24 protein-coding genes and 1 tRNA gene are annotated in these 26,726 nt (G+C 55.4%); 8 read left to right on the top strand and 17 right to left on the bottom strand.

Annotated features, from left to right (window positions below):
- Window positions 1-21: 21 nt before the first annotated feature.
- A complete protein-coding gene (locus H3U90_RS02305) occupies window positions 22-882 on the bottom strand; it encodes a hypothetical protein (protein ID WP_232340512.1) in 861 nt (286 codons plus the stop codon).
- 81 nt (window positions 883-963) lie between these two features.
- Window positions 964-1,620, bottom strand: coding sequence for a histidine phosphatase family protein (locus H3U90_RS02310; protein ID WP_198176876.1), 657 nt, complete (start codon window positions 1,618-1,620; stop codon window positions 964-966).
- A 215-nt stretch (window positions 1,621-1,835) separates the two neighbouring features.
- Between H3U90_RS02310 and H3U90_RS02315 the strand changes: the two genes are divergently transcribed.
- From H3U90_RS02315 to H3U90_RS02325, 3 genes are all read left to right on the top strand, one after another.
- Window positions 1,836-3,173 carry an MFS transporter gene (locus H3U90_RS02315; RefSeq protein WP_198176877.1) on the top strand — a complete coding sequence of 446 codons (1,338 nt, stop codon included), beginning with the start codon at window positions 1,836-1,838 and terminating at the stop codon, window positions 3,171-3,173.
- 78 nt (window positions 3,174-3,251) lie between these two features.
- Window positions 3,252-3,758 carry a GtrA family protein gene (locus H3U90_RS02320; RefSeq protein ID WP_198177584.1) on the top strand — a complete coding sequence of 169 codons (507 nt, stop codon included), beginning with the start codon at window positions 3,252-3,254 and terminating at the stop codon, window positions 3,756-3,758.
- A gap of 108 nt (window positions 3,759-3,866) precedes the next feature.
- On the top strand, window positions 3,867-4,214 hold the full coding sequence (locus H3U90_RS02325; protein WP_045934997.1) for a phenylpyruvate tautomerase MIF-related protein: 348 nt from the start codon (window positions 3,867-3,869) through the stop codon (window positions 4,212-4,214).
- A gap of 119 nt (window positions 4,215-4,333) precedes the next feature.
- Here H3U90_RS02325 and rplI read toward each other — a convergent pair whose 3' ends face one another.
- The 10 genes from rplI to H3U90_RS02375 all read right to left on the bottom strand — a co-directional run bounded on the left by rplI (window position 4,334) and on the right by H3U90_RS02375 (window position 12,466).
- Window positions 4,334-4,783: a 50S ribosomal protein L9 gene (gene rplI / locus H3U90_RS02330; RefSeq protein WP_045934996.1), complete on the bottom strand. Its 450-nt coding sequence runs from the start codon at window positions 4,781-4,783 to the stop codon at window positions 4,334-4,336.
- Window positions 4,784-4,797: 14 nt separating this feature from the next.
- The gene (rpsR, locus tag H3U90_RS02335; protein WP_015021310.1) at window positions 4,798-5,046 is read right to left on the bottom strand and encodes a 30S ribosomal protein S18; all 249 of its coding nucleotides are present in this window, start codon (window positions 5,044-5,046) and stop codon (window positions 4,798-4,800) included.
- 36 nt (window positions 5,047-5,082) lie between these two features.
- On the bottom strand, window positions 5,083-5,700 hold the full coding sequence (locus H3U90_RS02340; RefSeq protein ID WP_198176878.1) for a single-stranded DNA-binding protein: 618 nt from the start codon (window positions 5,698-5,700) through the stop codon (window positions 5,083-5,085).
- A gap of 88 nt (window positions 5,701-5,788) precedes the next feature.
- A complete protein-coding gene (gene rpsF, locus H3U90_RS02345; RefSeq protein WP_015021308.1) occupies window positions 5,789-6,085 on the bottom strand; it encodes a 30S ribosomal protein S6 in 297 nt (98 codons plus the stop codon).
- Between the two features lie 139 nt (window positions 6,086-6,224).
- Window positions 6,225-7,220, bottom strand: a complete 996-nt coding sequence (gene rfbB, locus H3U90_RS02350) for a dTDP-glucose 4,6-dehydratase (protein ID WP_198177585.1) — start codon at window positions 7,218-7,220, stop codon at window positions 6,225-6,227.
- A 61-nt stretch (window positions 7,221-7,281) separates the two neighbouring features.
- Window positions 7,282-8,430 carry a LicD family protein gene (locus tag H3U90_RS02355; RefSeq protein WP_198176879.1) on the bottom strand — a complete coding sequence of 383 codons (1,149 nt, stop codon included), beginning with the start codon at window positions 8,428-8,430 and terminating at the stop codon, window positions 7,282-7,284.
- The gene (locus H3U90_RS02360) at window positions 8,423-9,508 is read right to left on the bottom strand and encodes an NAD-dependent epimerase/dehydratase family protein (RefSeq protein WP_198176880.1); all 1,086 of its coding nucleotides are present in this window, start codon (window positions 9,506-9,508) and stop codon (window positions 8,423-8,425) included. Before H3U90_RS02360 ends, H3U90_RS02355 begins: the two co-directional genes overlap by 8 nt.
- A 44-nt stretch (window positions 9,509-9,552) precedes the next feature.
- On the bottom strand, window positions 9,553-10,311 hold the full coding sequence (locus tag H3U90_RS02365) for an IspD/TarI family cytidylyltransferase (protein ID WP_198176881.1): 759 nt from the start codon (window positions 10,309-10,311) through the stop codon (window positions 9,553-9,555).
- A 38-nt stretch (window positions 10,312-10,349) separates the two neighbouring features.
- On the bottom strand, window positions 10,350-11,627 hold the full coding sequence (locus tag H3U90_RS02370) for an ABC transporter ATP-binding protein (RefSeq protein ID WP_198176882.1): 1,278 nt from the start codon (window positions 11,625-11,627) through the stop codon (window positions 10,350-10,352).
- Window positions 11,627-12,466: an ABC transporter permease gene (locus H3U90_RS02375; RefSeq protein WP_198176883.1), complete on the bottom strand. Its 840-nt coding sequence runs from the start codon at window positions 12,464-12,466 to the stop codon at window positions 11,627-11,629. The genes H3U90_RS02370 and H3U90_RS02375 overlap by 1 nt, the downstream gene beginning before the upstream one ends.
- A gap of 140 nt (window positions 12,467-12,606) precedes the next feature.
- On the opposite strand from H3U90_RS02375, the gene H3U90_RS02380 reads away from it, so the two are divergent.
- Window positions 12,607-13,785: an acyltransferase family protein gene (locus H3U90_RS02380; RefSeq protein ID WP_052690661.1), complete on the top strand. Its 1,179-nt coding sequence runs from the start codon at window positions 12,607-12,609 to the stop codon at window positions 13,783-13,785.
- A gap of 6 nt (window positions 13,786-13,791) precedes the next feature.
- Here H3U90_RS02380 and H3U90_RS02385 read toward each other — a convergent pair whose 3' ends face one another.
- The 3 genes from H3U90_RS02385 to H3U90_RS02395 all read right to left on the bottom strand — a co-directional run bounded on the left by H3U90_RS02385 (window position 13,792) and on the right by H3U90_RS02395 (window position 18,618).
- Window positions 13,792-15,870 (bottom strand): DUF6541 family protein, encoded by a 2,079-nt coding sequence (locus H3U90_RS02385; RefSeq protein ID WP_198176884.1) that lies wholly within the window; start codon window positions 15,868-15,870, stop codon window positions 13,792-13,794.
- 109 nt (window positions 15,871-15,979) lie between these two features.
- Window positions 15,980-16,921, bottom strand: coding sequence for a glycosyltransferase family 2 protein (locus H3U90_RS02390; protein WP_232340509.1), 942 nt, complete (start codon window positions 16,919-16,921; stop codon window positions 15,980-15,982).
- Entirely contained in the window at window positions 16,921-18,618 is a 1,698-nt protein-coding gene (locus H3U90_RS02395) for a glycosyltransferase (RefSeq protein ID WP_198176886.1), read from the bottom strand. The genes H3U90_RS02390 and H3U90_RS02395 overlap by 1 nt, the downstream gene beginning before the upstream one ends.
- Window positions 18,619-18,736: 118 nt before the next feature.
- On the opposite strand from H3U90_RS02395, the gene H3U90_RS02400 reads away from it, so the two are divergent.
- A complete protein-coding gene (locus tag H3U90_RS02400; RefSeq protein ID WP_198176887.1) occupies window positions 18,737-19,714 on the top strand; it encodes a glycosyltransferase family 2 protein in 978 nt (325 codons plus the stop codon).
- A 19-nt stretch (window positions 19,715-19,733) separates the two neighbouring features.
- Here the strand turns inward: H3U90_RS02400 and H3U90_RS02405 are convergent, their stop codons facing one another.
- Window positions 19,734-20,435 carry a metal-dependent transcriptional regulator gene (locus tag H3U90_RS02405; protein ID WP_198176888.1) on the bottom strand — a complete coding sequence of 234 codons (702 nt, stop codon included), beginning with the start codon at window positions 20,433-20,435 and terminating at the stop codon, window positions 19,734-19,736.
- Window positions 20,436-20,611: 176 nt separating this feature from the next.
- On the opposite strand from H3U90_RS02405, the gene H3U90_RS02410 reads away from it, so the two are divergent.
- The 3 genes from H3U90_RS02410 (at window position 20,612) to H3U90_RS02420 (ending at window position 24,032) form a co-directional block, all read left to right on the top strand.
- Window positions 20,612-22,054, top strand: coding sequence for an Nramp family divalent metal transporter (locus H3U90_RS02410; RefSeq protein ID WP_232340508.1), 1,443 nt, complete (start codon window positions 20,612-20,614; stop codon window positions 22,052-22,054).
- Window positions 22,055-22,375: 321 nt separating this feature from the next.
- Window positions 22,376-23,818 carry a catalase gene (locus H3U90_RS02415; protein ID WP_198176889.1) on the top strand — a complete coding sequence of 481 codons (1,443 nt, stop codon included), beginning with the start codon at window positions 22,376-22,378 and terminating at the stop codon, window positions 23,816-23,818.
- Between the two features lie 126 nt (window positions 23,819-23,944).
- Window positions 23,945-24,032, top strand: a tRNA-Ser gene (locus H3U90_RS02420).
- A gap of 174 nt (window positions 24,033-24,206) precedes the next feature.
- Here the strand turns inward: H3U90_RS02420 and H3U90_RS02425 are convergent.
- Window positions 24,207-26,648 (bottom strand): hypothetical protein, encoded by a 2,442-nt coding sequence (locus H3U90_RS02425; protein ID WP_198176890.1) that lies wholly within the window; start codon window positions 26,646-26,648, stop codon window positions 24,207-24,209.
- Between the last annotated feature and the right edge of the window lie 78 nt (window positions 26,649-26,726).

The following is a 26,726-nucleotide window of genomic DNA, read 5'->3' on the forward strand; positions in this document are numbered from 1 at the left end:
CAAGGCGAAAGGCAGAAGGTCTTAAAGCTCCACAGGAGGCTTGTCGGGGTGTTCGGGCACATGGGCGAACTTGGCCTGCAGGGCTTCGCGGCTCTTGCGTTCGTCATCCTCCTTGGCCCTGCGCTTGGCTTCCTCGGGATCCCAGAGCACCTCCTGACGATGGTGGTCCCACTCAGCGCCCACCAGGGGAGCCAACAGGTCGGCGAAAGCCTCAGGATCATCCAGTAATCCCAAGGCATGAACGACATCCGCGTCAGACAGGAAGGCCTGGGGAATGCCCAGCCGTTCGTTGAGCTCATTGACATAGACCAGAATTGGCGCGGCGGCCGCAACATGGTCAGAGTCGGCGCCTGCGCGTTGAAGCAGATCCCGGCAAATCTCCAGAATCGTAGCCAGGGCCTGGGCCACTCCCTCTTTGCTCAGTGGAGATTCGGGGGATTTGTTCTGCTCACCCAGGGACTGCTCGACCTCGGCCACACCGGCAACCACATCCTGTTGCCGGGCCTGGTCCCAGCTGCTGCCCAAGGTTTCGGCCAAATCCGCAGGCGTCCTGGACTGGTCGCCCTGCGCCTGTGCAGCCGCCTCGATGGCATCGTTGGCCGCCATGAGTGCGTCCACCAAATCCTGGGGACGGCCAGGGATGTCCTCAGCACCCTCATAGACGTATTCAGCGTCGGGGATGGTCACATCCTCGCCCGTCATCAGTTGCGCCAGCACCATGCTGATGCGCACCTGCAGGTCCTCCGCATATTTGGCATCGTTGGCCATATGCTCGGCATTCGTCAAGGGCCAAAGGTCTACCAGCCTGGCCCCTTGTTCAGCTGCCTCGGCCACGGCGGGCCGTCCGGCTATCGCCTTCGCGCTTGCCTGTACATCCACCATGATCATCACGCTCCTTCATCGGGTTCTCGGACAGTCATCCACGACAGTATCCTCAGTCATCCTAAGCCGTGCAAGCGGTCTTTACACGCCTGCCGCCGGGTCCGCGTAGGTGATTCCCAGCACTTTGCCGGTTTCACAATCCAAGGTAATGGAGGTCACCGAGGCCAGGGCGGTGGCCCGAAGGAGCATATTGTGCTCGGGGTGGCCGGTCTCTAAGAGATGACGATACGACCAGATGGGCGACTCATGCGAGACGGCCAGGACCTGTGCATCAGGATGGCTGCGAACCACCTGCCGGACGAAATCCCCCACTCGCCGGGCGATCTGCCGATAGGACTCCCCCCAGCTGGGACGGCGCAGGTCCAGAATCAGCCGCAGGTTGGAGGGTCGCCAGAGGGCCCCCTGCCCGTGACCGATGCGCTTACCGCGGAATTCGTTGCCGGCCTCGATCAGACGACGATCGTAAATAGGCTCCAATGGTTTCAAGCCATGATGGACACGAGCGGGGTTGATCTGCTCAAGCAGGATGGCCGTGGTCTCCCGGGTTCTGTCCAGCGGAGAGGAGTAAACGGCTTCCAGATCGCGCATGCCGGGAGCTTCGGCCATAAAGCGGGCCGTGGCCTCGACCATGGCCCGGCCTTTGTCGGACAGATGGAATCCAGGCAATCGCTCATAGAGAATATGATCGGGATTATCAACCTGGCCATGACGGACGAAATGAATGGTCGTCGCAGGCACGACCCACCTCCCAAACTCCCCGACGGGCCCCATAAGTGACCATGGCGGAGGGTAGAATTATCAGTATCCGAATGGCACCCATCGGGTGCCGATATGGTTACCACTGTAGCAGTTCCCCCAGCAGCCCCACATCCCTTCATGCCCCTGGAAGGTCCTGTGGAAAAACATGCCGTCGGGACCGTGAAAACACCCAAGGAAAGCGAGACGAACAGCCCATGCCACGGCAATTGAAGGCGGCTTTGATCGAAGCCGGTCACAGGGTCTTCGGAGGATACTCGGCGCTCCTGCGGCTGCCACACACGGCACGGTTCGCCGTGGGGTCGGTCATTGCCTCCATGCCCTTCCCCATGGTGGGCATGACCATCACCATCTCGGTGCAGCACTACTACGGCAGCTATTCCCTGGCCGGCGCCCTGACCGCCATCCAGGCCGTGGCCCTGGCCCTGGTCAGCCCCATGCTGGGCAAGATGGTCGACAAGTTCGGTCAGAGGCAGGTCTCCATCCCCACGGTTCTGGTCTGGATTGTGGCCGCCACGGTCCTGATTACGGCCATCACCGCCCACGCTCCCACCTGGGTGCTCTACCTGGTCACCCCCTTCATGGCGGCCATTCCCCCCTGGGGAGCCATGAGCCGGAGCCGGTGGACGCATCTGCTGCGCGGTGACCACCGAGCCACCAACCAGGCCCTGTCCCTGTCAGGGGTCTTCGACGAGGCCATGTGGGTGATCGGCAACCCACTGGCTTCCATCCTGGCGGTCATTTCTGGGGTGTTGGCCTTCTCTTTCACCGGAATCTGCGTGGTGGTGGGAGCCTTGATGTTCCTCTCCTGCCGAGAGACCGAGCCGCCCTCGCAGACGGACATGGCCCGCGCCCAGGGCATCACCCGCAAAGAGTACAGGGAGCGTCAGGCTCAGCAGGTGGCACGTCTGCGGGACCAGGAGGGCGGGAACGGCCGTAGCGGCGCCTTCTGGAGTGCCGGCATGATTGCCGTCTGCGCCACTTGGTTCGGCCTGGGAGCCTTCCAGAGCGCGGCGTCCATCTCCATCATCGCCTTCGCCACCGAGCAAGGGATGAAACAGATGACCGGGTTCGTCTTCGCCTGCTTCTCCTTCAGCTCCCTGGTCGGCGCCCTGCTCTACGGGGCCAAGAACTGGACCATTCCACTCTGGAAGCGCTTCTACTTCTGCCTTCTGGTGGTCAACCTGGGCATCGGAACCTTCATGTTCGCCAGGAATCTGTGGACCATCATGGTCATCTACCTGATCATCGGCGTCTGCCAGGCACCCACCTGGATCAACGGCAACCAGCTCATGCTCCACCTGGTGCCGCCCATCCGCTTCACCGAAGGCATGGCCTGGCTGAGCGCCATGAATTCAATCGGGTCTTCGGCCGGTTCGGCTGTGGCCGGTCAGTTCATCGACCGCTACGGATCCCAGGGCGGATTCGGGGTGGTCACTACTCTGGCTCTGGCTTCGCTGGCCATCGCCTTTGTAGGCTTCCGTCAGATCCGCAACAGCACCGAGGAGCCCATTCTGACCGAGCTGTCCGCCTAAGACCGTAACGTAAGGCTTTTGCGCACAAGCGGCTCCCGGTACCCCGACAGTGCAGGAGGAATGGTTGAATGGGCTACCGTGCGTAGATTAATCGGACAGCTGCTCAAGTTCGGCATCGTGGGCATCATCGCCTTCCTGATCGACATCGGCATCATGAACCTGCTGATCATGGGGCCGCACCTGAACAATGTCCTGGCAGGAGCCATCTCCTTCCTGATCTCCCTGGTTTTCAACTATCTGGCCAGCATGCGTTACGTCTTCAAGCATCGGGAGGACATGGCCCGGTGGATGGAGATGGCGGTCTTCCTGGTCTCCTCGGTCATCGGTCTGGGGATCAACGAGGTGATCCTATGGATGGGCACCGCCATGCTGCCCCAGGATGCCATCACCACCATGCACGCCCGCTACCTGCTCTACGCCAACATCGCCAAGATCACAGCCACCGTAGTGGTGGCCATCTGGAACTTCCTGATCCGCAAATGGTTGCTGGACGCGCCAGCCCCCGGCAAGCCGGTCAACCCGCGTTCGGTGGCCCACCGTCTGGGGGCCTGGTCCCTAAGTCATCGGCCCTTCGGCTGGCGCTGAACCAGCCCGTCCGGTCGAGGCTACTATGGGACGGGAATAGTCAGCCATCCGCCGGGCGGACCGAATCATCCTGATCGGTCATGCCGGGCGGACCCGAAAGGAAGCACCATGCCCGTTATCCACACTCACGTAAGCACACCCCTTACCGCCGAACAGCGCGAGCGGATCAAGACCGCCTACGGCAAGGCCATCACCGCTGTCCCCGGCAAGTCCGAGGGCTGGCTCATGTGCCCCTTCGAGTCGGACATGCCCATCTACTTCGGTGGTGATGACAGCAAACCGGCGGCCTATGTTGAGGTCAACGTCTTCGGCAGCGACGTACCCAAATCCGCCTGGGAAAGCCTGACCAAGACCATCATGGACACGCTGGAATCTGAACTGTCCATCCCTAAGGACCGCACCTATATTCGCTACACGGCCACTACTGACTGGGGTTGGAACGGCGGAAACTTCTAAGCGAGCAATCCCCAAGAACACAAAGGAGGCCTTCCCACGCATATATTCGCTGTGGGAAGGCCTCCTGCTTAAGCCCAGATCCTTATTTCAAAGAATCGTCATGGGATAGGTCGCATTTGCTACTCAGCGACGACCTTGACCGTGAAAGCGGCCGAGATCTCGGGGTGCAGAGCTACGGTTGCCGGGAACTCGCCAGTGGTCTTGATGGTCTCCACGGAGATGGCGCGGGGATCCACGTCGGCCAGGGGGCGAAGGGCCTGGGCGATGGCATCGTTGGAGATGCCGCCGAAAAGCTTGCCCGAATCGGACACCTTGGCTGCGATCTCGACGGTCTGCCCATCAATGGCGGTCTTGGCGGCCACGGCATCCTCACGGGTGGCCATGGACTTGGCGCGACGGGCCCGCTGCAGGGACTCGATCTGCGCGGCGGCGCCCTTGGACCAGGCGAAAGCCAGTCCCTGGGGAATCAGGAAGTTGCGCGCATAGCCGGGCTTGACTGCGACGACGTCGCCCTTGTGACCCAGATCGGTCACGGTATCGGTCAGAATAACCTTGGTTTCCTTTGCCATAATCCTGACCTCCCTCAGCGACCGTTGGTGGCGTAGGGCAGCAGGGCCATCTCACGGGCGTTCTTGATCGCCTTGGAGATCTCGCGCTGCTCCTGGACGGTGACGCCGGTGATGCGGCGGGAACGGATCTTGCCGCGGTCAGAGATGAACTTGCGCAGCAGAGCCACGTCCTTGTAATCGATGGTATGAATCTTGGCAGCCCTCAGAGGATTCGGCTTCTTCTTGAAGGGCTTGACCGGCGGTTGCGGCCTTTTACGTGACATTGGTACTCCTTAAATGAATGATGACGCTATGAAACTTCAGAATTCGGGTTCGTCCCCGGAACCACCGAACTCACCGGTGGACCCGAAGGATCCGAAGGAATCGCCGGACCCGGTCGATGACCAGGGATCCTGAGCAGGGGCCTGCTGGCTCTGCGCTGGCTGCTGACGACCCATGGGGGCTGCTGCCGCGCCGGCGCCGCCCTGGTAGGAAGCCCCGCCCTGGTATCCGCCGTTGTTGGAGCCGGCGAAACCACCACGGGATCCTCCGCCACCAGTGTTGGCATTCCTGGTGACCTGGGCGGTGTTCCGTGTCAGTGCGGGCCCAATCTCGTCCAGACGCAGCTCCACGACCGTACGGTTGTTACCCTCACGGTCCTGATAGGAGCGCTGCACCAGACGACCCTGAGCGATAACCCTCATGCCCTTGGTCAGGCTGGCCTGAATGTTGGAGGCCATGGGACTGTAAGTGGAATCCCAGGCCGAGCAACGCATGAAGAGCGAATCGCCGTCCTCCCACTGCCCCGAGTTCCTGTTGAACTGCCTGGGCGTGGACGCGATGGTCAGGTTGGCCACCGTACCTCCGTTGGAGGTCGTACGCACCTCCGGATCCGCAGTGAGATTACCCACCACGGTGATGTATGTATCTCCCGCCATGTCACGACCTTTCCTCGGAATGAGGACTTGGGAATGGGCCTGCTGGGGCGAATGTCAGCCGACGCTCCGACGTCCCTTTGCTGTTTGCTTACTTGTCATCCTTGCGAAGAATCTTGGTGCGGATGACGGACTCGTTCAGATTGAGCACACGATCGAGCTCAGCGCTGGCGGAGGGCTCGCAGGTGTACTCGACCACCACGTAATTGCCTTCCTTGTGCTTGTCGATCTCATAGGCCAGCTTGCGACGGCCCCAGACATCGATGTTGTCGACGGAGCCGCCTTCCTTGGTGACCACCTCGAGATACTGGTCGGTCAGCTTCTTCAGCGAGCGCTCATCCATGGCCGGATCGGCAATGAACATCAATTCATACTTATGCGCAGACATCACCCACCTCCTTTGGACTTACAGGTCACGGACCTTCCGTGACAGGAGGGTGTATTGCATCCCAGTCGCGGCAGAACAATCCTCTGGCCACTACGGGAACCCGACTAGTTTACATCCAAGGGTGGTACAGCCACAAATATCAGTGTCCCTGTTCCCGATAGCGAGCCTCGACTGCCTGCTTATCACCTGCCCACCACTTGCGGTGACGACGATACCAATCGATCGTCTCTGCCAGACCCTGCTCGAAGTCCCGGTGCAGAGGCCGCCAACCGAGGTCCCGGCGTATCTTTCCGGCATCGATGGCATATCTACGATCTCCTCCAGGCCGATCTGCCACCAAGTCGAATTCATCGGGTCCGCGCCCCATGAGGCGCAGGATCATCCTGAGCACCTCCATGTTGCTCAACTCGCCATCCGCGCCGATGAGGTAGGTTGATCCAGGCGCTCCATGAACCAGGATGCTCCAAATGGCCCGGCAGTCATCCTCCACATGGATCCAATCCCGGACCGCACGTCCTTGGCCATAGATTCGTGGACGGATTCCGGACAGGATGTTGGTGATCTGCCGAGGAATGAATTTTTCAATGTGCTGATAGGGACCGTAGTTGTTGGAGCAATTGGAGATGGTCACGCGGGTCCCATAGGTGCGCCACCAGGCTCGCGCTAAATGATCCGCTCCTGCCTTGGTGGCCGAATACGGACTCGAGGGCCGGTAGGGGCTGGCCTCGGTGAAACGGTGCGGATCATCGAAGCCGAGATCGCCGAAAACCTCGTCCGTGGACACCTGATGGAAGCGAAGGCCGTGGCGACGGGCGGCCTCCAGCAGAACATAGGTGCCATAGAGATTGGTTCTGATGAAGGGCGCTGGATCCTGGATGGAGTTGTCGTTGTGCGACTCAGCCGCAAAATGGACGATGGCATCGACATGAAACCGGCGAATGGCCTGTTCCACAGATTCCGCGTCGCAGATATCGGCATGGACCATATCGATCCGATCGGGAATAAGGCCACGGAGGTTATCGATCTTGGCTGCATAGGTGAGCAGATCGTAAACCACGATGTGCATGTCAGGATGGCGGGCCAGCACATAGCGCACAAAATTCGTGCCGATGAAACCGGCACCCCCCGTCACCATCAGGCATGAGAGCCCGGACGACTGAAGGTCCTCAACACTGCCCGAACGAAGCCCGGACGCCTCACTTTCGTTCTTCATCGCCAAGGGCCCGTTCCCCGTTAGTCGACAGCATCCGACGCATGGCTCGTACCGATTCGGGCGAGGCAATGTACTCATCAGCGACATGCTCATGGGAATGCATGTCGCGCGGCAGAGCCATGTAATCGCCATAGGCCTTACTCAGGTACTCACGATAATTCCTGGGCGCTGGAACGGAGATTCCGCGGAAGGGCAGCGTTGTCGAACCGGTCCAATCGCCAGTGAAGTAGGGACCGGATGGACGCACCTCATCGATGTTTTCGATACCCCTGATCAATCCTGTAGCGCCATCAGCTGTGGGCAGGATGGATACGCGAGTCGCCAGATCTGCCAGGTGTGCCTGCAGGTCGGATTCCAGGGCGGGTATCAGAGGATCTGCCCCGGAAATGTAAATATCCCGGCTCCAGGAGGAGCTCGCGTATTGTTTGCGGATTTCCTGGACAAAATGTAAACGTTCCTGCGTGCAGATTTGCCAAGCATCTTCCGGATCGCCAGATACCCAATCCAGGGGGAAAAGATCGACAAAACAGGGGTTGGCCTCATCTATAGACCGGAATCTGATCTGCTTGCAAGGCACATACCAGTCCCAGACGACCGTGACACGGAAACGTCCATCCTCACGCACGGCAGTTTCCAACCGACTCAACTGTTCACGAGTGATGTAGACGTCAATATCGTCATCCCAGGGGATGAAATCCTGCTGACGGAAGGCGCCCAGCACTGTGCCGCCGGTACCCCAATAGGATATCTCATGATCCCGGCAAAACTGATCAAAGAGTTCGAACAGCCTTGCCTCCGCATCCTGGAAGAGCGCATGGATGCCTTCGGCCTTGGGCAGCCCTCTGAAGAATCTGAGTTGAGCCTGCTCAGTGGTCTCATGATCTCCCCGGAACAGCTGCCAGTACATGACACTATTCGAATCATGGACATATTCCAAGGTCTCATTCAGCGCACGGCATTGCCTCTCCAGGCGGTCAAGACTCTCCTGAGCCTTATCCAGGGCCTTCCACTGATCGTCGATCACTTGAAGGAGTTGCGCATATCTGGCATCATCTTGCGCCCGGAAGTCCCGCAAAGACCGGGAGGAGATGGGCAAGCGCCCCTTGATGCCAGCGATCAGACGGCTATTCATTGTCCATGCCTTTCCCTGCGACATTGCCGGTCTGCCATGTTGACGGCCGCATGCCAAAATACCGACCGGTGCGTTCCAGTCCTTGCGCCAGTCCGACCTCTGCCTCAAATCCCAGAGCCCGCATTTTGGAAGTATCAAGAATATTGTCCTCCGGAGGAGAGAAGCGCGCAAGCTCATCCTGATCAGGCTGTTCATACCGCACCAGCCCGCCCGGGCGTCCAAAAAGCTGGGTCAATTTCTGGGCCACCCCGGCAATGGTGACTTCCTCCCCGCCATTGGCGATGTTGTATGTCGAATCCTGGCCGCGCAAAAGAAGCAGCATGATACCATAAACCGCATCTTTGATATAGCAGTAGCTGCGTCGCTGCAGACCAGGACTGTGCATTTCGATGTCCCTGCCCTCTTGCAGCATCCGGAGAAAAAGCGTGACGATCTTGGGATCGTTGAGACGGTCACCTGGCCCATACAGATAGGCCATGCGTGCCACAGTCACAGGAAGGCCCAGTTGCAGACGCGCCCCTGCGCAAAGGTTTTCAGCGGCCAACTTGCTGATTGGATAGCAGTTGCGGACCACTGCCGGATCGAAACTTCCAGTATCATCCTCCTTGAGAATCTCCTCCTGGCTATGACCTCCATAGGCTTCAACGCTGGACAGATAAACCACTCGGAAGGGCTTGGTGTCCAAATCCGCCAGATATTGCAGAATCTGCTCAGTCCCAACCACGTTGGTCATCATGGTCCCCATGGGATCGGATTGGTAGGCCACGGGGTCGGCATTGCTGGCGGCATGGATGCAATACTCTATCGGACCTTCGTTTTGCAGCGAGAGGGGGGCACGAAGATCCTGTTCCACGACCTGCAGCCATGAGTCCTCCCAGTCGTCGCCCAAAACATCTCGCAGACGTTTCCGACTCCTGACCACAGCAAGAACATCGATATGCAGGCCATGGCGACGACGCAAAGCAGCTATCAGATGCAGAATGAAGGAACCCACAAAGCCTGTTCCGCCGGTAATCAATATCCTGCAGCCATCCAGCTCCCGCCACAAGTCCGGATGGGCGTCGGCCAGACCATTCACATCCTGTTGCAGAATGTCTGCATCGACTCGTCCTCTCCCTGTCATCAGGACATTCCCTTGGCATCGAGATAGGCCTCGAAGAGCGCCACATCCTCGGGACTGGTGAGCTTGAAGTTGGAATTGTCACCAGCTACCGCATGAACCACATGACCAGTCTCGATCAGCAGCGTGCAGGTAGCTACCGAATCATGAATACCCATCTCATCTGCCTGGCGATGGATAAGCGAGAGTTCGCGCAGACGCAGGCTCTGCGGGGTCTGGGTGCGCATGACGTGAGAACGCTCAACCACCCTGCTGCTGGACTCGCCGTCATCGGTATGAAGCAAAGCCTCGGTTGCCGGCACTACAGTGACGGCATTGCCGTATTTCTCCACACCTGCGATGTTGGCGTTGATCACTTCTTCAGTCAGCAAGGGGCGAACACCGTCATGGATCAGAATGATGTCCTCAGGCGAATACTGTTTCTCAAGATAACGCAGACCGCAACGAATGGATTCGAAACCGCTGGCACCTCCAGGTAAAACAGCTCGGACCTTGGTCAGCCCACAATCTTTGACATACTGCTCAACGATTCCCGTCCACTCGGGCAGGGATACGACAATGATGTCCTCGACGGCCACTGCTCGTTGAAAAGCCTCCAGGGTATAGACCAGTACCGGCTTGTTCCGAACTACCAGAAACTGCTTGGGCACCGGTCCGCGCATACGGGCGCCAACCCCACCGGCCAATACCAGAGCGACGACCCTGACGGTGGGCTCATCCGGGGAATCCATACTCCTCTTTCCCCAACTCTCGTGACTCATATTCCGATTCTATCGAAAGTGCTGCGGGTACAGACAGGTCAGAGTGATTCCTCGCCCAAAAGACTGATCTGCAGCCCACGGTCGCTCAACAAGGCGTACTCCCTGTTTCGCTTGTCTCTGATGGCAAAGACACAGGAGTTCTCGTCATTGGTGAAGGCAATCATTTTTGTGGGGGCATTTTTGTCCGCTTGCGCGGCATCCCGCACGCGCAGGGATACGACGAGACGAAATTCGCCATTGTTGAAAATGTTCAAGGGCACCGAACAATGCACCACCTGATGCCCACAGGCTTTTAGACGGATGACATCGGAACCTGTGTCATAGGCTATGCCTCCGCGTCGAGTGTCGTGCATGGCGATGGCCATATAGAGATTGTCATACTCAGCGCAGTCGTATTCCACGTCAAAACGGAAGGTATCCGAGCTCTTGCAGACCGAGGATGATACCGGATAGGCGCGCAGGAGGGGTACCTGGGCGCTGAGACCGGTCGGATATTCGTCCCCTTGCTTCTTTCCATCGGATTGCTTGTCGGGGGCCTTGAGATTCTCCAAGGTGTACCGGTTGGCGACATCATCCTTGTCGCCATTAATCACCACATGGCCGTCCTTGATCAGAATCGCCCGGTCGCAGTACTTCTTCACGGCACCCATGTCATGGGTGACGAGGATGACCGTCTTGTTGGGATCCTTCTTGACCTCGGTGAAGTAATCATCGCACTTGCGTTGGAAGGCCTCATCGCCGACAGCCAGTACCTCGTCTAGGATCAGTATGTCGCCTTGGGCCTTGATGGCAACGGAAAAAGCCAGGCGCACCTGCATGCCGCTGGAGTAGTTCTTCAGCTTCTGATCCATGAACTCGCCCAGTTCAGCGAAGTCCACGATGTCATCGTACATGGCATCGACCTCGCTGCGGGTGAATCCCAGCAGGGCTCCGTTCAAGTAGACGTTCTCACGGCCTGTCAGCTCCGGGTTGAAACCCACGCCCAATTCGATAAAAGGCACCAGCTTGCCCGTATAGGAGATGCGACCGCGTTCAGGATAGTAGATGCCCGAAATCAGCTTGAGCAGGGTTGATTTGCCGCTGCCGTTGCGTCCAACGATGCCGAAAAAGTCACCCCGATGCACCTGGAAGGACACATCCTGCAGCACCTGCTGCTCCTTGTATCCCTTGATTCCTCGTGTCCAGTTGATAAAGGCCTGCTTGAGTCCTGTGGCTTGTTCGGTAGGCAGACGAAAGACCTTATCCACATGCTCCACAGACAGGACCACGGGCCGATCGTCTTTGTTCTGACGGATTGGTTCCCCAGCCTTGCTCATCACATCACCTCGGCGAATTTGTGATTGTACTTGCGGAATACGCATACACCCAGCACCACCATGATCACAGTGAGCAGGATAGGGATCATGGTCACGAAGGGATTGCTAATCTGATTCCATACCGTGGGGGTGGTTTCCGGAGCGATGAATGAATGCCGGATATCCTGGATGGACTGCGCTATAGGGTTGAGCAGAAGCAGCTTGGCAACGACGGGACCCCACCAACGATGGATTCCCGACACCGCCGTCAGAGGATAGATGACAGGGATGGAATAGAAAATCACCTGCTGCAACACATCCCAGATATGCGAGACGTCACGGAAGTAGACGTACATGGTAGCCATGATCAGAGTGAAGCCCAAGGCCAGAATATACAGCTGGAATACACTGATTGGCAGCAACAGGACCCTCCAAGTGAAATGCACTCGGCAGAAGATGGCAAAGATGAGAACCACTATCAGGTTGATTCCATAGCTGATCAGCGCCCCCATGGTAGCAGATACAACCACGATGTAATTGGGGAAATGCACCTTACGCAAGAGGTCGCCACGGTCCACAATAGAACGCAGGCCTATGGAAGTTGACTCGTTGAAGAACTGCCAGGAGCTTATACCCAGAAGCAGCACGACGGGATAGGTCGGCGTGCCATCGGTCATCCTGAGGAATTTGGCGAACACCAGATACATAACCACGAAGAGCATCAGCGGCTGCAGAACGGACCAGGCAACCCCAAGGAAGGATCCCTGATACCTGAGCTTGAAATCGGTCTTGACAAGCTCACGCAGGATAACCAATGAATAGTGGTATCGCTGGCGTAATCTATCTACGATGCTTCTCACAAGCGTACAGACTACCAGAGCCCGCCAATGACAAGAGCTCTCCTACTTCCTTTGTTCATTACTAACACAATGGTTTGAGTACTATCAAGGAAGAGTCGCAGCGATCCACGACCTAGTTTGATAAACGTTCTGGAGGCCTTATGCCGAACAAGCAACGAGACTGGAAATTTGAGTTCCTAAGAATCGTAGCGATGCTGCTTATTGTTACGACTCACTTTTTCGCCGATGACAACTGGGCAGTACATACCGATCCGGCCCAAACGGGAACGTGGGCGGGAGCGACTCATAATGCTCTCAGTTTCCTTGGACAGGTAGGCGTCACCCTGTTTGTACTCATATCAGCCTATTTTGTAGCCACCAAAACGACTAGCCCCATCAAACGTCTGTGGAAGTTGTGGATACAGATTTTTCTCTACTCAGCACCTATATTTTTACTGTTTCTTTTCTTGAAATGGAACCATGCCATTCCTGAACACTACCTGGCTGGAGTGACTGTCAAAAGTGGCCTGGTCTCTTTCCTCCCCATCACCGAAATAGCCTATTGGTTCATCAGCGCATATTTCATCATGACCGCTTTCAGCCCGTTCATCAACAAACTTATGGAACATTTAACCTCTGCACAATCATGGATCTTGACTGCCATGATCATATGGGTGACGTTCATATGGCGAATACTCAATGCGCAGAGCCAGTATTATACCGATTGCGGTTATCTGATTTCCATTTACCTTATTGGTGCAAACATCAGGCTTTACCCTGAAAGACTACCACGCATCCATTGGTATTCTGCACTTATTTGCACTGTGATCAGCTTCGGCCTGTGCGTAGTAGGCACACGCGCACTTGGCAGGCAGAACTCAATGACCGCCATCCTAGGCAATCCGCCAACCAACCTTTTGACCGCAGGACCTGGTGCTTCGCCAATACTTGCTGTAATATCCGGCTCCGTCATATTCATCTGGGTAACACAGATTCGTACACTCAACCGTGGCAATACTCTTTGGAGCAGGCTCATCATTGCTCTTGCACCATCCACGCTGGGCATATATTTAATTCATGAAAACTTCCTGATTAAACCACTGTTGTGGGATACAGTTTTCAAAAGCCCCGAGCCTATGGGGCTCCTTGCCAAGCTGATTTTTGCAGCAGCAACTATAGCCCTTGTCTTTCTCGTGCTCATGCTTGTCAGTTATATATATAATTTCCTGATCGTAAATCCCGCTATTAGAGTAGTCTCGCGGATTCATCTCTCTGGCAGGACAACCGGCAGGCATATAGGCATAGATGATCAGACCGCACGCAACAATCCTGCCGAATAGCTTCAGCTAGCATGCGCGACTATCGATTCTGTACAATCGCATAATTCCTTGCTGCAGAACCGGAGTGAAACCAGGTGTGCCATCATGAACGGCGTCGACACCACGCCAATCGCGCTTTTTATAGCTGGCATAGTCGGAGATTACTTTGGCCTTGTCATCGGGGTCTGGCTTATAGTCGGTACGGTCAAGAAGCATCAAATACTGCGCGTGTGATTCCTTGACAGCTCGGCATACATGCTGATCCTCATCCATGTTGGCCAAGCCGTTCATAATCAACTTGCTCTGGACCGTAGGCTTACCTAGCCAGTTGCCTTGCCATGCCTTGTAATAGACGTTCAGATCATCGATTCCCCACGCGTAGACGCTGCCATCATATGGTTGGTTGAGAATCAAGGATCCCGGTGGAACAATCTGACGGACCTTTTCAACAAAACGTCGCTCGTCAGCGGTGTAGCTTTTGGGCTCGTCTCTTGAATTTGTGTACCGCAGATCCCTGGTTACGGCGCCGAAAGGCGTATCGACGCTATGGCTGCCGCGCATGTGGTAATTCGGGAAGAAATTGATAATTTCCACGACGACAAGCACAGCAGCAAACAATACGATCCGCTGGCGTGAATCATGGCCATCGACCATAACACCATCAAACAATTTGACAATCACGTTCATCAGTGACCACAGGCCAATTGCCGCCAATGGTATGCCGGTGAACACCGCCGAAGCCCCTAAACGATAGGCGTCATGGTACCAAAATCCCGTAAGCACAGCCTTGGCTCGGCCATCAGTCGCAGCCGAGAGGAAATAGAGAAAACACATTAATATGTGTGAGCATCCCAGCCATAGGAATTCTCTATGAAGCAACACATACAAGAACCCCAGCATGACCAATATGCCAAGCATAAACTGTGGCTCGGCATCATGAAAGCCCAGAAAGGCAATATCAAATATGGCCTGGGGCTTGGTTTCAAACGATGGCCAACCCCAGCGTACGGTCCGTTGCATAAATGGCACCTTGTAAAGGCCGACCCACACACAGGCGATCAGCAGCAGCACCGCTGCACTCAAGACAGGTACCGTCAAAGCCCGATTGGCTCTTAACTTTGAGGCATCGCAATATCTCGGTATTTGAGTCATCAGATATGGAACGAGAAAAATTCCCATGGTAAATACTGCATTGGGCTGAGTAATTGCTACGCCGATTATATTCGCTACCAGCAATACTCCATCTTGAGCTCTGCGTTTCCAGCTGCTCCTCGCGTCAAGGATATTGAGGAAAAGAACCATAGACAATGGAAGTATCGCGAACGACAACAGATTGGAATACAATGGGCCGAACGCCAAAAATCTCCATGGGAATGCGGTAAACATCAACGTAGTGCACATACAAAGAATCATCGCTGGACGCAAACCGGACAGCACTTTTTTCAGCAAAAGGAACATGGAGCCAGGGAATACAAGAGCAATAATGCATGCATTGACCGCATTCGCCGCAATCAAAGGACTCACACCTGCAGTACCAGCCACCAATGCGACCAGCGAGTGCCAACCTGTTGGGTAGAAAGATGACCCAACCGTTGGAACAATATTTCCGGAAGTCAGAGGCGACATATCCCCGGTAGTCAGGAATTTCCTGACTATACCCATGTGCCATGCGTTATCGAATAGCTGCGAATATGAATCTGGACCATCCAAATTGCGAACCAACACGAAAGTGGTAATAAAGATGCCGACCGTCCAGAAGCCAAACAGCACCAGCCAGTCATGCCATTTCTGCACATTGCCGTCTGAACCAGCAGCATTGGCATCGCGCTTCATTGCATCCACGCTCAGTTTCTGCATTACCACTTTGACCAGCAAGGGGATGATTGATATGCAGAGTGAGACACCCACTACAGTTCCGACAGAACTCTTTATGCCTATCTTCTGTTCAATTATTTCCAAAATCCCATACAGCGCCAATGCTATTGGCGGGGAAAGCAACAGGGAGGTCCGTCTCGAATATCCAAATGCGGAAACGAGTAGAAAACCGGGAATATATAGTAAGCCCGCAGCCAGCAGCATAGATGCTAAGAAGGAAAGCCACATCATCTTTTCTACTGTTTCCTTTCGCGATATCCGTCACGTTTGATTCGAACGCTCGGTTGCAGAGCGCCGAAAAATCATAAATGGTAGATATTTTCCTTCTTGCACGCCAATATCATTGATTCCCAACTTGCGGATAATCAATTGACGGGTTGAACCTTATAGCTTCGATCATCTTGCCATACATTTGTCGACGCAACTTCTTATCCACTCCACCGGACCGCATGGCATACCAAACCTGGGCGCAAAAGAGCAGAAAATGGACCAGGCTCTTGTGATGCAGTCTGTAGGATCCCTGATTACGAATGCCATAGGCGAACTTCCAGGCGTTCTTCTCGTTGATCATCGAGAAATTGACTCCCTTGTTCTCACCCATATCGTGCACCACTACGCTATCGAGAACCTGGACTCCGGGGCAGTCTCTCGTAATACGCAAGGTGTACTCAGCATCGTCAAACCAGATGAAGTACTCCTTGTATGGCAGACCATAGGCTTCCATGACCCAACGTGGGATGAGCACAGATACGAAGGATGCCTGATTGATCAGCACCAGATCCCTGAGCCCCATGGCCCGCAACCGACCCCAGTCCCAGGTAGGTACAGGATTGTTCATTTCTGAAATGGTTCCGTCGATGTATTTGATCAGGGAGCAGGCAAAGGGAATATCCGGGCTCAAAGCCTGGGTGGCTTGTTCGTAGCCTCCGAGCAGTTTTTCCAAGGCATCCGGCTCAGGATATCCGTCATCATCGAAGATCCACACATAGTCGAAACCCATCCGGTAGCCCTCGCGCATGCCAGCAGAGAAACCACCGGCCCCGCCGACATTCTCGGGCAGGGTGACAATGCGAAGCTCCACCTTCCCTTCCAGGGGGAATGCGTCCTGATACTCATGCAGATAATCCGCAGTCCCATCGGTCGAAGCATTGTCGACAATAATCAGGGCCTTGGGCAGAAAGGTCTGGGACTCCAGGGAAGCCAGAACCTTCTTCAGCTTTTCCAGACGGTTGAAGGTGACGACGACAGCGGCCACATTCCTCCGGTTATCTACAGCATTCATCACTGCGCCCATTCTCCCAACATTCGGGTGAAGAAGGAGTCGGCCGATTCCTTCCTTGAAAACTCCTGAAGCCGTTCCAGCTCCGCCGTCCACAACCGCCTGCGATCCTCTTCATGACCATCCATCCTGAGCAAGGAACGGACCGATTGGCGGACCAGCCCCAACGATTGCCGAGGCAACAGCCCCTGAACAGGAACCAGCGTCGATTGGGAACCGACATTAGCGCTCAACACCGGCATGCCCCGACTGATAGCCTCGATGGTCGTAAGAGTAATACCCTCATTGATCGAGGTGATCAGCAGAGCATCCGCCCAATCATATGTTGCAGAAACAGGCTGAGAGACATCACGACGTTCCACTACATGATCCAGGCCATATTTCGCAAGGAGTTTGCGTACCTCCAAATCCATATCGCCGCTGCCATGCATAATGAACCGAAAACGACCCGGGAAACGATGCTCCATTTCCTTGGCGACATTGATAAATGCCTCCGGGCGCTTCTGCCTGGTCATCCTCCCTACAAAGGCGACGTGGAACACATCCTGCTGTACCCGGTCCTTGTACTGTGGATTCATCTGATTGGCAGTCAGACCAACCAAGGGCGCCATAACCACCTTTTTTGCCGCTATACCATGACGATTTACCAGCCAATCCTGCAGTTGGGGTGAAATGACATGGTGTAGATCAATGTAAGGGTCGCGACTCACGCTCTGGTTGGGATAGCCACCACGGTCGTGGTATTCAAGAATGTGCAGGGAGTCGATAATGAACGTATGCGGGTAATATCGCTTGATCCACCAGAGCCGGTCGTACATCCACTGATTGTGATGAATCATGACACCACGAATGTTGTACTGCTCAAATAGAGCCCTGAGCAGGGGCACGTCGCCGATGCCCTCCTGCGCAGGAAAGGTCAGATTGATGACGAGGGCATCATCCAAGTCCTTGCTGACAATCCATGGCTGATGACTGTCATTGTTGGTGATGACGATGGGCAATAGCCCCGCTTTTCGAGCCAGAGCGACTGTTTCCATGGCCCAACGCTCGGCTCCCCCGGGCTGCAGCCAATGCATGGCGATAATGACAGCCTTGGAAGCCGAAGAGTCCGGTTGCCCAGGTTCGATTGAACTGCCTGGATGATGCACAGCCCCACGAGCAAACAGGTCGCTGGTCGAATCGGGACGATAAGTCTCAATAGCCTGGTATCCCGCTTTCTCGCGCTTACGCCTGAGCAATTCACGAACCTGATCGAACAGAAGTGGAAAATGCAGCTCACAGTAGTTATAAATTTGGTTGCGCATGGGCAATCGGGCAGACAGACTCCGGGCCTTGACCGTCATATCAGTGGCATCGTCCGGAGTCAATAGCACATAGCGTTCATTCCAATCAACCAATTGATGATGCGGATCAAAATAGTGCGGGGTAAAGGCAGTCTTAGGCTTGGACGTTGACCTGGCTTTGAATTCGACTACGGGTTTAAGTCCGGCTCCCTTGGTTAGAGAACCATTCAGAGTCGAAGTGTCTGTCAAGCGGGGATACTGCCAGTCTCCACCCATATAGATCTTGTAGAGCAGTTCTCGACCAGGCTGCATCAACGAATGGTAGTTGACTGCTGAAATAACCAACCGGCGTTGCCGTTTGCTCAAGCCATCAAGTTGCTTCCAGACATCAGGTCCAGTTTCAAATAGCTGCTGCATGTGGTCTATGCTAACCTGAGCGCGGTACGCGCAATGGGTATACCTCTGCTATTGCCCACAAATTTCATAATCCCATATCGACCTCAATCTGAGAATCCCTATATGTATAGTGTTAAGCATGAAGCCTGCCTTGGAAGAAGCAACCATTGCCGTTCTCTTGCCCTGCTATAACGAGGAGCAGACGATAGGAAAAGTCGTTGACGATTTCCATAAAGCACTCCCAACGGCGACCATTTACGTTTATGACAATAACTCTACAGATAAAACAGCTTCCATAGCACAATCAAAGGGTGCAGTGGTCCGACCGGAACCGCGCCAAGGTAAGGGCAACGTCATACGAGCTATGTTCGAAGACATCGATGCCGACGTATATGTCATGGCCGATGGCGACGACACCTATCCTGCGGAAAGTGCTCCCGCTATGGTGGATAAAATCCTCGAGGGCTATGACATGGTGATAGGCGACAGACTGAGCTCCACCTACTTCCAAGAAAACAAAAGACCCTTTCACAACGTCGGCAACAGATTGGTTCGCTCGGCAATCAACTGCATCTTCGGTGCGCAAGTCAAGGATATTATGACGGGCTACCGGGCTTTTTCGTTTACCTATGTCAAATGCTACCCGATCCTGTCCCATGGATTTGAAGTGGAAACGGAAATGACCATACACAGCCTGGACAGGAATCTACGGCTGTACGAAATGCCCGTTCAGTACCGCGATCGCCCTAAGGGCTCTCACAGCAAACTTAACACTGTGGGCGATGGGATCCGCGTACTTTCCACCATTTTCAGAATGATCAGGGAGTACAAACCCCTTCCCTTCTTTGGAGGATGCGGACTGCTGATAGACCTGGTCGGTTTCGGTTTTCTCTTGTCGGTAATGATCGAGTTCTGGCACACAGGATCGGTCCCGCGTATTCCTACCCTTATCGGATCAGTCTTGTTGATTCTTGTCGGTCTGCTATCCATCATCGCCGGTATCGTTCTCGATGTTCTAGCGAAAAACGACCGAAGAGCCTACATTCATACCTCAAACTTATTCGCGTATCTTCACCGTCGTCAGCGAGAGCATGAGGCCAACCGCAGCGAACAGTAACGCTGTTCAGTACGACAAATCAGATAAGACTGACCTGAATCAATGCCGCCTGTTCTTTAGACAGCACAAGAAGGTCGTCCGAAGCGGCGTCGGAGCTGGAATGCATATCCGTCAGGCTTACGGCTAATTCATCATCAGCCTGCCTACTTTCCACCTGCACCAGACAGCCAGGCCATATGCGGTAACTGCTGAGCGCACGAAGTATTTGTGAATCCTCGTCGCTGACTCGTTGCACCCTTACCGTCGTCCCTGCAGATACTTCCGAGAGAGGCCTTGTGGTGGTAGGTATTGGCGGAAGGTCCCCCTCAGGTGAGGGTATGGCATCACCATGCGGATCAGCTGTGGGGTGCCCGAGATATTCGTCGATGCGATCCACCATCTTGTCGGAGACGGCGTGCTCGAGGCTGTCCGCCTCCTCATGCACCTCATCCCAGCCGTAACCAAGGACCTGCACCAGGAAGGTCTCCAGCAGTCTGTGGCGCCGAACCATGGTCACCGCGTAGCGACGACCGGTTTCAGTCAGCTCGACCTTGCCGTAAGGCCTGTGGGTGACCAGACCGGCATCGACCAGACGGCCCAGTGCACCCGAGACCGTCGACTGTTTCATACCCGTCCTGTCGGCCACCGCAGTGGGCTGGACAGGGCCCTTGTCCCATTCCTGAAGATCCCAGATGACCTTGAGATAATCCTGGGCGCTGGAGGACAGTTCGGCAATTCCCATGTTCCACAGTCTATAGCACAGATCCATGGCGCGACCCGCGAGCAACCCCTGCAGGCATATTTTGAGATTGTCACAGATCACCTCTGGTATTCTTCATCGAGCGCCACTAGACTTCGAAGGGTCGAAGTCTATAGCCAGCCACACGACCACCACGGTCCAGAATCAAGGAAGGCGACATGCCGAACACTAAGACCCGACCCGCTTCAGGGCCCGCCAGTCCAGCCGGATCCGAAGTCAGGAATCCGCCATCCAGTCGGCAGCACCAATCCCATCCCATCATCGAGACGGCCAACGGACGCTCCCTGGAGGAGATCAACGCCACGGTTTCCGTGCCCAACTCGACCAGCTCCTTCTGGAAGAACCTGGCAGCCTTCTCCGGCCCGGGCGCTCTGGTGGCAGTCGGTTACATGGATCCCGGCAACTGGATCACCTCCATCGGCGGCGGCGCCCAGTATGGCTACCTGCTCATGAGCGTCATCCTCATCTCCAGCCTGATCGCCATGATGCTGCAGTACATGTCGGCCAAGCTGGGAATCGTGACCGGTCTGGACCTCGCCCAGGCCACACGCCAGCACACCAGCCGCCGGCTCAGCTTCGCCCTCTGGATCTGCACGGAGCTGGCTGTGATGGCCACCGACATCGCCGAGGTGATCGGCGGAGCGATCGCCCTGAAGCTGCTCTTCGGCATTCCACTGATCCTGGGCGTGACGCTGACCGTGCTGGACGTGCTCATCCTCCTGCTGCTGACCAAGATCGGCTTCCGACGCATCGAGGCCATCGTGGCCACCCTGATTCTGGTCATCATGGCGGTATTCCTCTACGAGGTCTTCCTTGCCAGGCCCGACATGCCCGCGGTCTTCCGCGGCTTCATCCCTGACAAGGCCATCCTGGGCAACGGCCAGCTGACCATGGCTCTGGGCATCGTGGGCGCCACGGTCATGCCTCATAACCTCTACCTGCACTCATCCATCGTCCAGACCCGCGACTTCGACCGGAGCGACGACCGTCAGGTTGCCAACGCTGTCCGCTTCGCCACCTGGGATTCCAACATCCAGCTGTCCGCCGCCTTCGTGGTCAACTGCCTGCTGCTGATGCTGGGTGCGGCCATGTTCTTCGGACACGGCGAAGGGCTGGATACCTTCACCGCCCTCTACAACGCCCTCGGCGACAAGACCATCGCCGGTCCGGTCGCCTCCGGTCTGCTCTCCACCCTCTTCGCTGTGGCCCTGCTGGCCTCCGGTCAGAACTCGACCATCACCGGCACTCTGACTGGGCAGATCGTCATGGAGGGCTTCATCCGCATGAGGATTCCTCTCTGGCTGCGCAGGCTCGTCACCCGTGTGATCTCCATCATCCCCGTGCTGATCTGCACCATCGCCTTCGGCGGCAAGGAGTCCGCCCTGGATAGCCTGCTGGTCTACTCCCAGGTCTTCCTGTGCGTGGCCCTGCCCATATCCATGATCCCCCTGGTCTGGTACACCTCCTCCAAGAAGATCATGGGCAAGTATGCCAACCCTCGATGGATGGCCTTCCTGGCCTGGATTGTCGTGGCTGTCCTGACCGGGCTTAACCTCCAGCTGGTCATCCAGGATGTGGGCGAACTGATACAGATGCTCTGAGCACCAGTGCTCTGATGAGAGCCGTCGCCGTTTGCCGATTGAATGAGGCATCGTCGGCGGCTCTCTTGAAATTCCGCCCGCAACAGACACATCACTCTTCGTCGTCATGAGCATCTTGCTCAATTAGTGAGATATCTGACTCTCGCTCAGCGCGCATATCCACCAACTCCATCCCCTGTCAGATACGGTGGAGAATAGCAGGATTTTGTCAAGAGTCCTGCCATCAGCGATCGAGTGGTCAACCAGGAGCTGGGTCGCAGACCTGGCCAGCTTGGGACTGTCAATCGCGAAAAACATAGAGGTCAGAGGAATCGAGCAGACATGAACGACAAACTTACTACCAACGAAGGGCAGCCCTGGGCAGACAACAACCATAGTCAGACGGCGGGCACCCGGGGGCCCATCCTCATGCAGGACTACCAGCTCCTCGAAAAGCTGGCCCACTTCAACCGCGAGCGCATACCAGAGCGCGTAGTCCACGCCAAGGGAGCCGGAGCCAAGGGAACCTTCACCTTGACCAAGGACATGAGCGCCTACACCAAGGCCGACGTATTCAACGGAGCAGGCAAGACCACGCCCATCCTGCTGCGCTTCTCCCAGGTGGCCGGCGAATCCGGCTATCCCGACACCCTGCGCGACGTCCGCGGCTTCGCCCTGCGCTTCTACACGCAGGAAGGCAACTACGACGTGGTGGGCAATAACACCCCCGTATTCTTCGTCAACGACCCCCTGAAGTTCCCCGACTTCATCCACTCGCAGAAGCGCGACCCGGCCACCCACCTGCGCAGCCAGGAGATGCAGTGGGACTTCTGGTCGCACTCCCCTGAGTCTGTCCACCAGGTCACCTATCTGATGGGTGACAGGGGCAACCCTGCCAGCTACCGGAACATGAACGGCTACGGAAGCCACACCTTCAAGTGGGTCAACGCGAAAGGCGAGCAGTTCTGGGTCAAGTACCACTTCCTGAGCGAGCAGGGCGTGAAGAACATGACCGACGAGACTGCTGCCAAGGTCGCCTCCGAGGACACGGACTTCCTTCTGCACGATCTTTACGATGCCATCGACCGGGGCGACTACCCCAAGTGGAAGGTCTGCGTGCAGATCCTGCCTTACCAGGAGGGCCTGGACTACAAGGACGATATCTTCGACGTGACCAAGGTTGTCTCCAAGAAGGACTATCCGCGCATTGAGATAGGCGAGTTCGTGCTGGATACCAACCCGACCAACTACTTTGATGATGTGGAGGAAGCCGCCTTCTCCCCCGCCAACTTCGTTCCAGGCATCGAGCCCTCGCCCGACAAGCTGCTGCAGGGCCGCCTCTTTGGATACAAGGACGCCGAACGTTACCGTCTGGGCGCCAACTACGAACAGCTGCCCATCAACCGCCCGGTCAGCGAGGTCCACAACTACGAGCGGGACGGTTTCATGTCCCAGGGTCAGGATGGATCGGTCAACTACGAGCCCAACAGCAAGGGCGGCCCCGTGGAAGACAACGATGCCAAAATGCACAGCGATGCCGTCCAAGGGCAGACCGAGTACTCCCGCCCCTATAACAAGGACTACTATTCCGCGGCCGGCCGTCTCTACAGGCTGATGAGCCCGGAAGAGAAGGACCGCCTGATCCAGACCATCAAGAACACCCTGGGATCCGTCGATGACCAGGAGATCCAGGTTCTCGAGACCAAGCAGTTCTACCAGGCTGACCCCGACTACGGCCAGCGCGTGGCTGATGCTCTTGGCCTTTCCATGGATCAGATCAAGTAATACAGAAATAGGGCGGGAATTGTCGGCGACACGTCTGGACTGGCCTGCAATCCCCGCCCTGTGTTACTATTTCCTAGTTGCCTTGATTAGGGTCACGTAGGCTACGACCCCGTTCATTGCAGCCTTGGAGGATTCGCCTAGTGGTCTATGGCGCACGCTTGGAAAGCGTGTTGGGTTCACGCCCTCACGAGTTCGAATCTCGTATCCTCCGCCAAAAAGGGGTTTTGGGGTTCCAAAACCCCTTTTTGTTACTCACCTCCACGACCCCAAGAGGATTGGTAATAGTAAGTCGGCAAAGGCTGGTCGCATCCCTATCGACTGATACGACAAGGCACAGAATCCGATGCACACTCATCTCGGGTGATTCCCATCCCAACGCCGTCATTAATCAGGCCGACCCAACATGGCCTTTCGAAACTGTCACAGTCTCCTTTGAACGACTTTTCTGATTAATAAGCTTCACCAATTCCTTTTCGCAGTTACGCATGTACCCCAAGCTCTTCTTAAGACCGGAGAGCTCTTTCTTGGTTTCCTTCTTCTCAGCCTTGTCTAAATCCTTATCTTCAGAACGCCTAGAGAGAACCTCCTGCTGAATTTCCATTCGTTCAATCTGATCGAGCAAACCCTGTCGGATCCGTTCAATCGTCTCTGGCTTCATATCAGCTTGAGCGAAGTCGGATTGGCAAAATGTTAGGAGCTTCGAACATTCGTCGAGGGCAAACGCTCCTTTGGAATCAGTGAGAAGCGAAGCAACAGCAGTTACCCCACTACCACCAACCAAACCCAAGACTGCACCGCCACCAGCGATTATGGCTGTGCCGCCTGCCATACCGAAGCCTCCAGCAGCCAATGCACCACCGCCAACCGCTGCAAGGCTCGCACTGGTAAGAGCAGCACCAGACAGGCCGGCAACAGCCGATCCGGCAAACAACGGCGCTATGACTGGCGCTAATGTAAACGCTGCACCTCCCGTAGCAACCGCAATCGCGGCAGTCCCCGCAGCACCGACAATTTTTTTGGTTCGGCTACCATTCAATACGCCGACATTCCTATTCAGCGCCTTGGCGGTCTGCTGCACAGGGGATTTATCCGAATCGCCGCTTACGTCACGCCATAATTCTTCGAGAATCTTTGAATCAAATTTTGGTCGTTTAGTTCTCTTGATCGAGGAGTCCGGCCCTCCCTCAGGATTCTCTGACTCCGTTTCAAAACGGTATAGGTCATACGGAGTGAACCGTGCAAGTTCAATCAGAACCAAGGCTTTCCATGTGTTCCCGTCCCGCGCAACAAGTTCTTCAATTCTCTCTTTCACTTGCCCGCGATTAAGGAGATCACAGTCATCAGGCAGGTTTTCAGACCACCTGTCAAACCATTCTTCCTTTTCTCTTCGATCCACTGCCCTACTTCGATCTATGTCCTCATAAAGCGCGAGTCGCTCTATCGAGAACAATACAGACAGATGCTCCGGCTTCAACGAGAGCATTTCCATTGTCACCCGACCGGCCGAATCGTCGTTTTGCCGCCGCTGCCTGTGGCTTGCTCTTCGTTCCCATACCGTTTTGACATCCACACCTATTGCGAAAACCAGACGAGTCACACCTACATAGTTGATTTTCAGCAGGAAGAGCTTGCCATCGAATCCCCCTACTAGAATCCCGACCAAGGCGGCCCGAATAGCAGCATCCGCTAGATCCACTGCAGTAAAGGTAGCCGAAGCAATGGATACCATGCGGACTACTCTGGAATTATTGAATGGAAGGACCACACCCATATCCAGCTGTGACAGGTCGTCCAAAGAGTCGACTTCATTGTTTTTCATCTCCAGATAAAGATGATGAAGAAAATAGCAGCCCCGTGTCAGGCACTCATTCAGCAACACTGGGAGCGCCTGACGCCCCAGTACATGCACAATTCCGATTTCGGTTCGCAGGTTAAACCTACGAAGGACTTTACGACCTTCATCGTCAACTTGAGCGAATAAGGTCCCATTGAACATCTTGGAAAGAAGTTTCCGTAACCCCATGCCAGAATCCATGGCATTTTTAAACACGGGCAAGGCGGACAATTCCTTAATAATAGAAAGAAAAGGCCCAGGTATCCCCGTGCCCTCACCGGGATTCGAACTTGATCCCGGCGCGTCTGACGCCATGTGAAAGAACCATCGCACCGTGCCTAGGAACAGCTTTTCGCAGACGGTATCGCCGATCAAACCTTCCTTAAACCATCGTTCTTCCACCGGGACTGCAATGAAATCTCCGTTTTGATTGGTGCCGTATACCTTTCCCGTAAATTGAGTGAGTATCGAGAACACCAATCCTTCAAGGGAGAAGTGGTGAGAAAAGTCTCTGAGATGATGTTGCAAACCGCCGCCAAATTCGGCCGTGTACTTGTCGCCAACAAAAGGATATTGATCTTCTAGGAAATGAATGGCATCACGCAGGGACTCCCCTTTAAAACCAGAATGCTGCTTTGCCACCCAAACCACGAATTCATTGACTTTCTCCGAACCCCACTCGTTCGCCTTGTCCAGAGAGAACTTGCCAACAAAAATCGAATCACATAAACCCGCGACCACTCCACAAGCCGCAGCGATCTTGTAATCAAGCTGCGCGTCATCTTGCACCTGGCCACTTGCAGCATCTTCTTCAATGGATTCCACAAAGATTCCATCACCAAAATCTCCGGTCGTTTTATCAGCGCTGAATCCAGCCTCTATACCTTTGTCATTAGCAAGCTCCAGCGAATACTCAACAGAGACCAAATCACCACCGTGCCGTGGCGAAAGCTCCAACTCCCTTGTCATCCGTCCCTCTCCCTCCACAGTGCGCATAGGAACAAAGCAATATAGTCAGAATAAAACAGCAGTTGGAATGACTGCAAACAGTCAACAGGGTGCTTGAGCCCAGAG

Origin of the sequence: Bifidobacterium sp. W8103 (assembly GCF_016100775.1) — a bacterium.
GTDB lineage: Bacteria > Actinomycetota > Actinomycetes > Actinomycetales > Bifidobacteriaceae > Bombiscardovia > Bombiscardovia choladohabitans.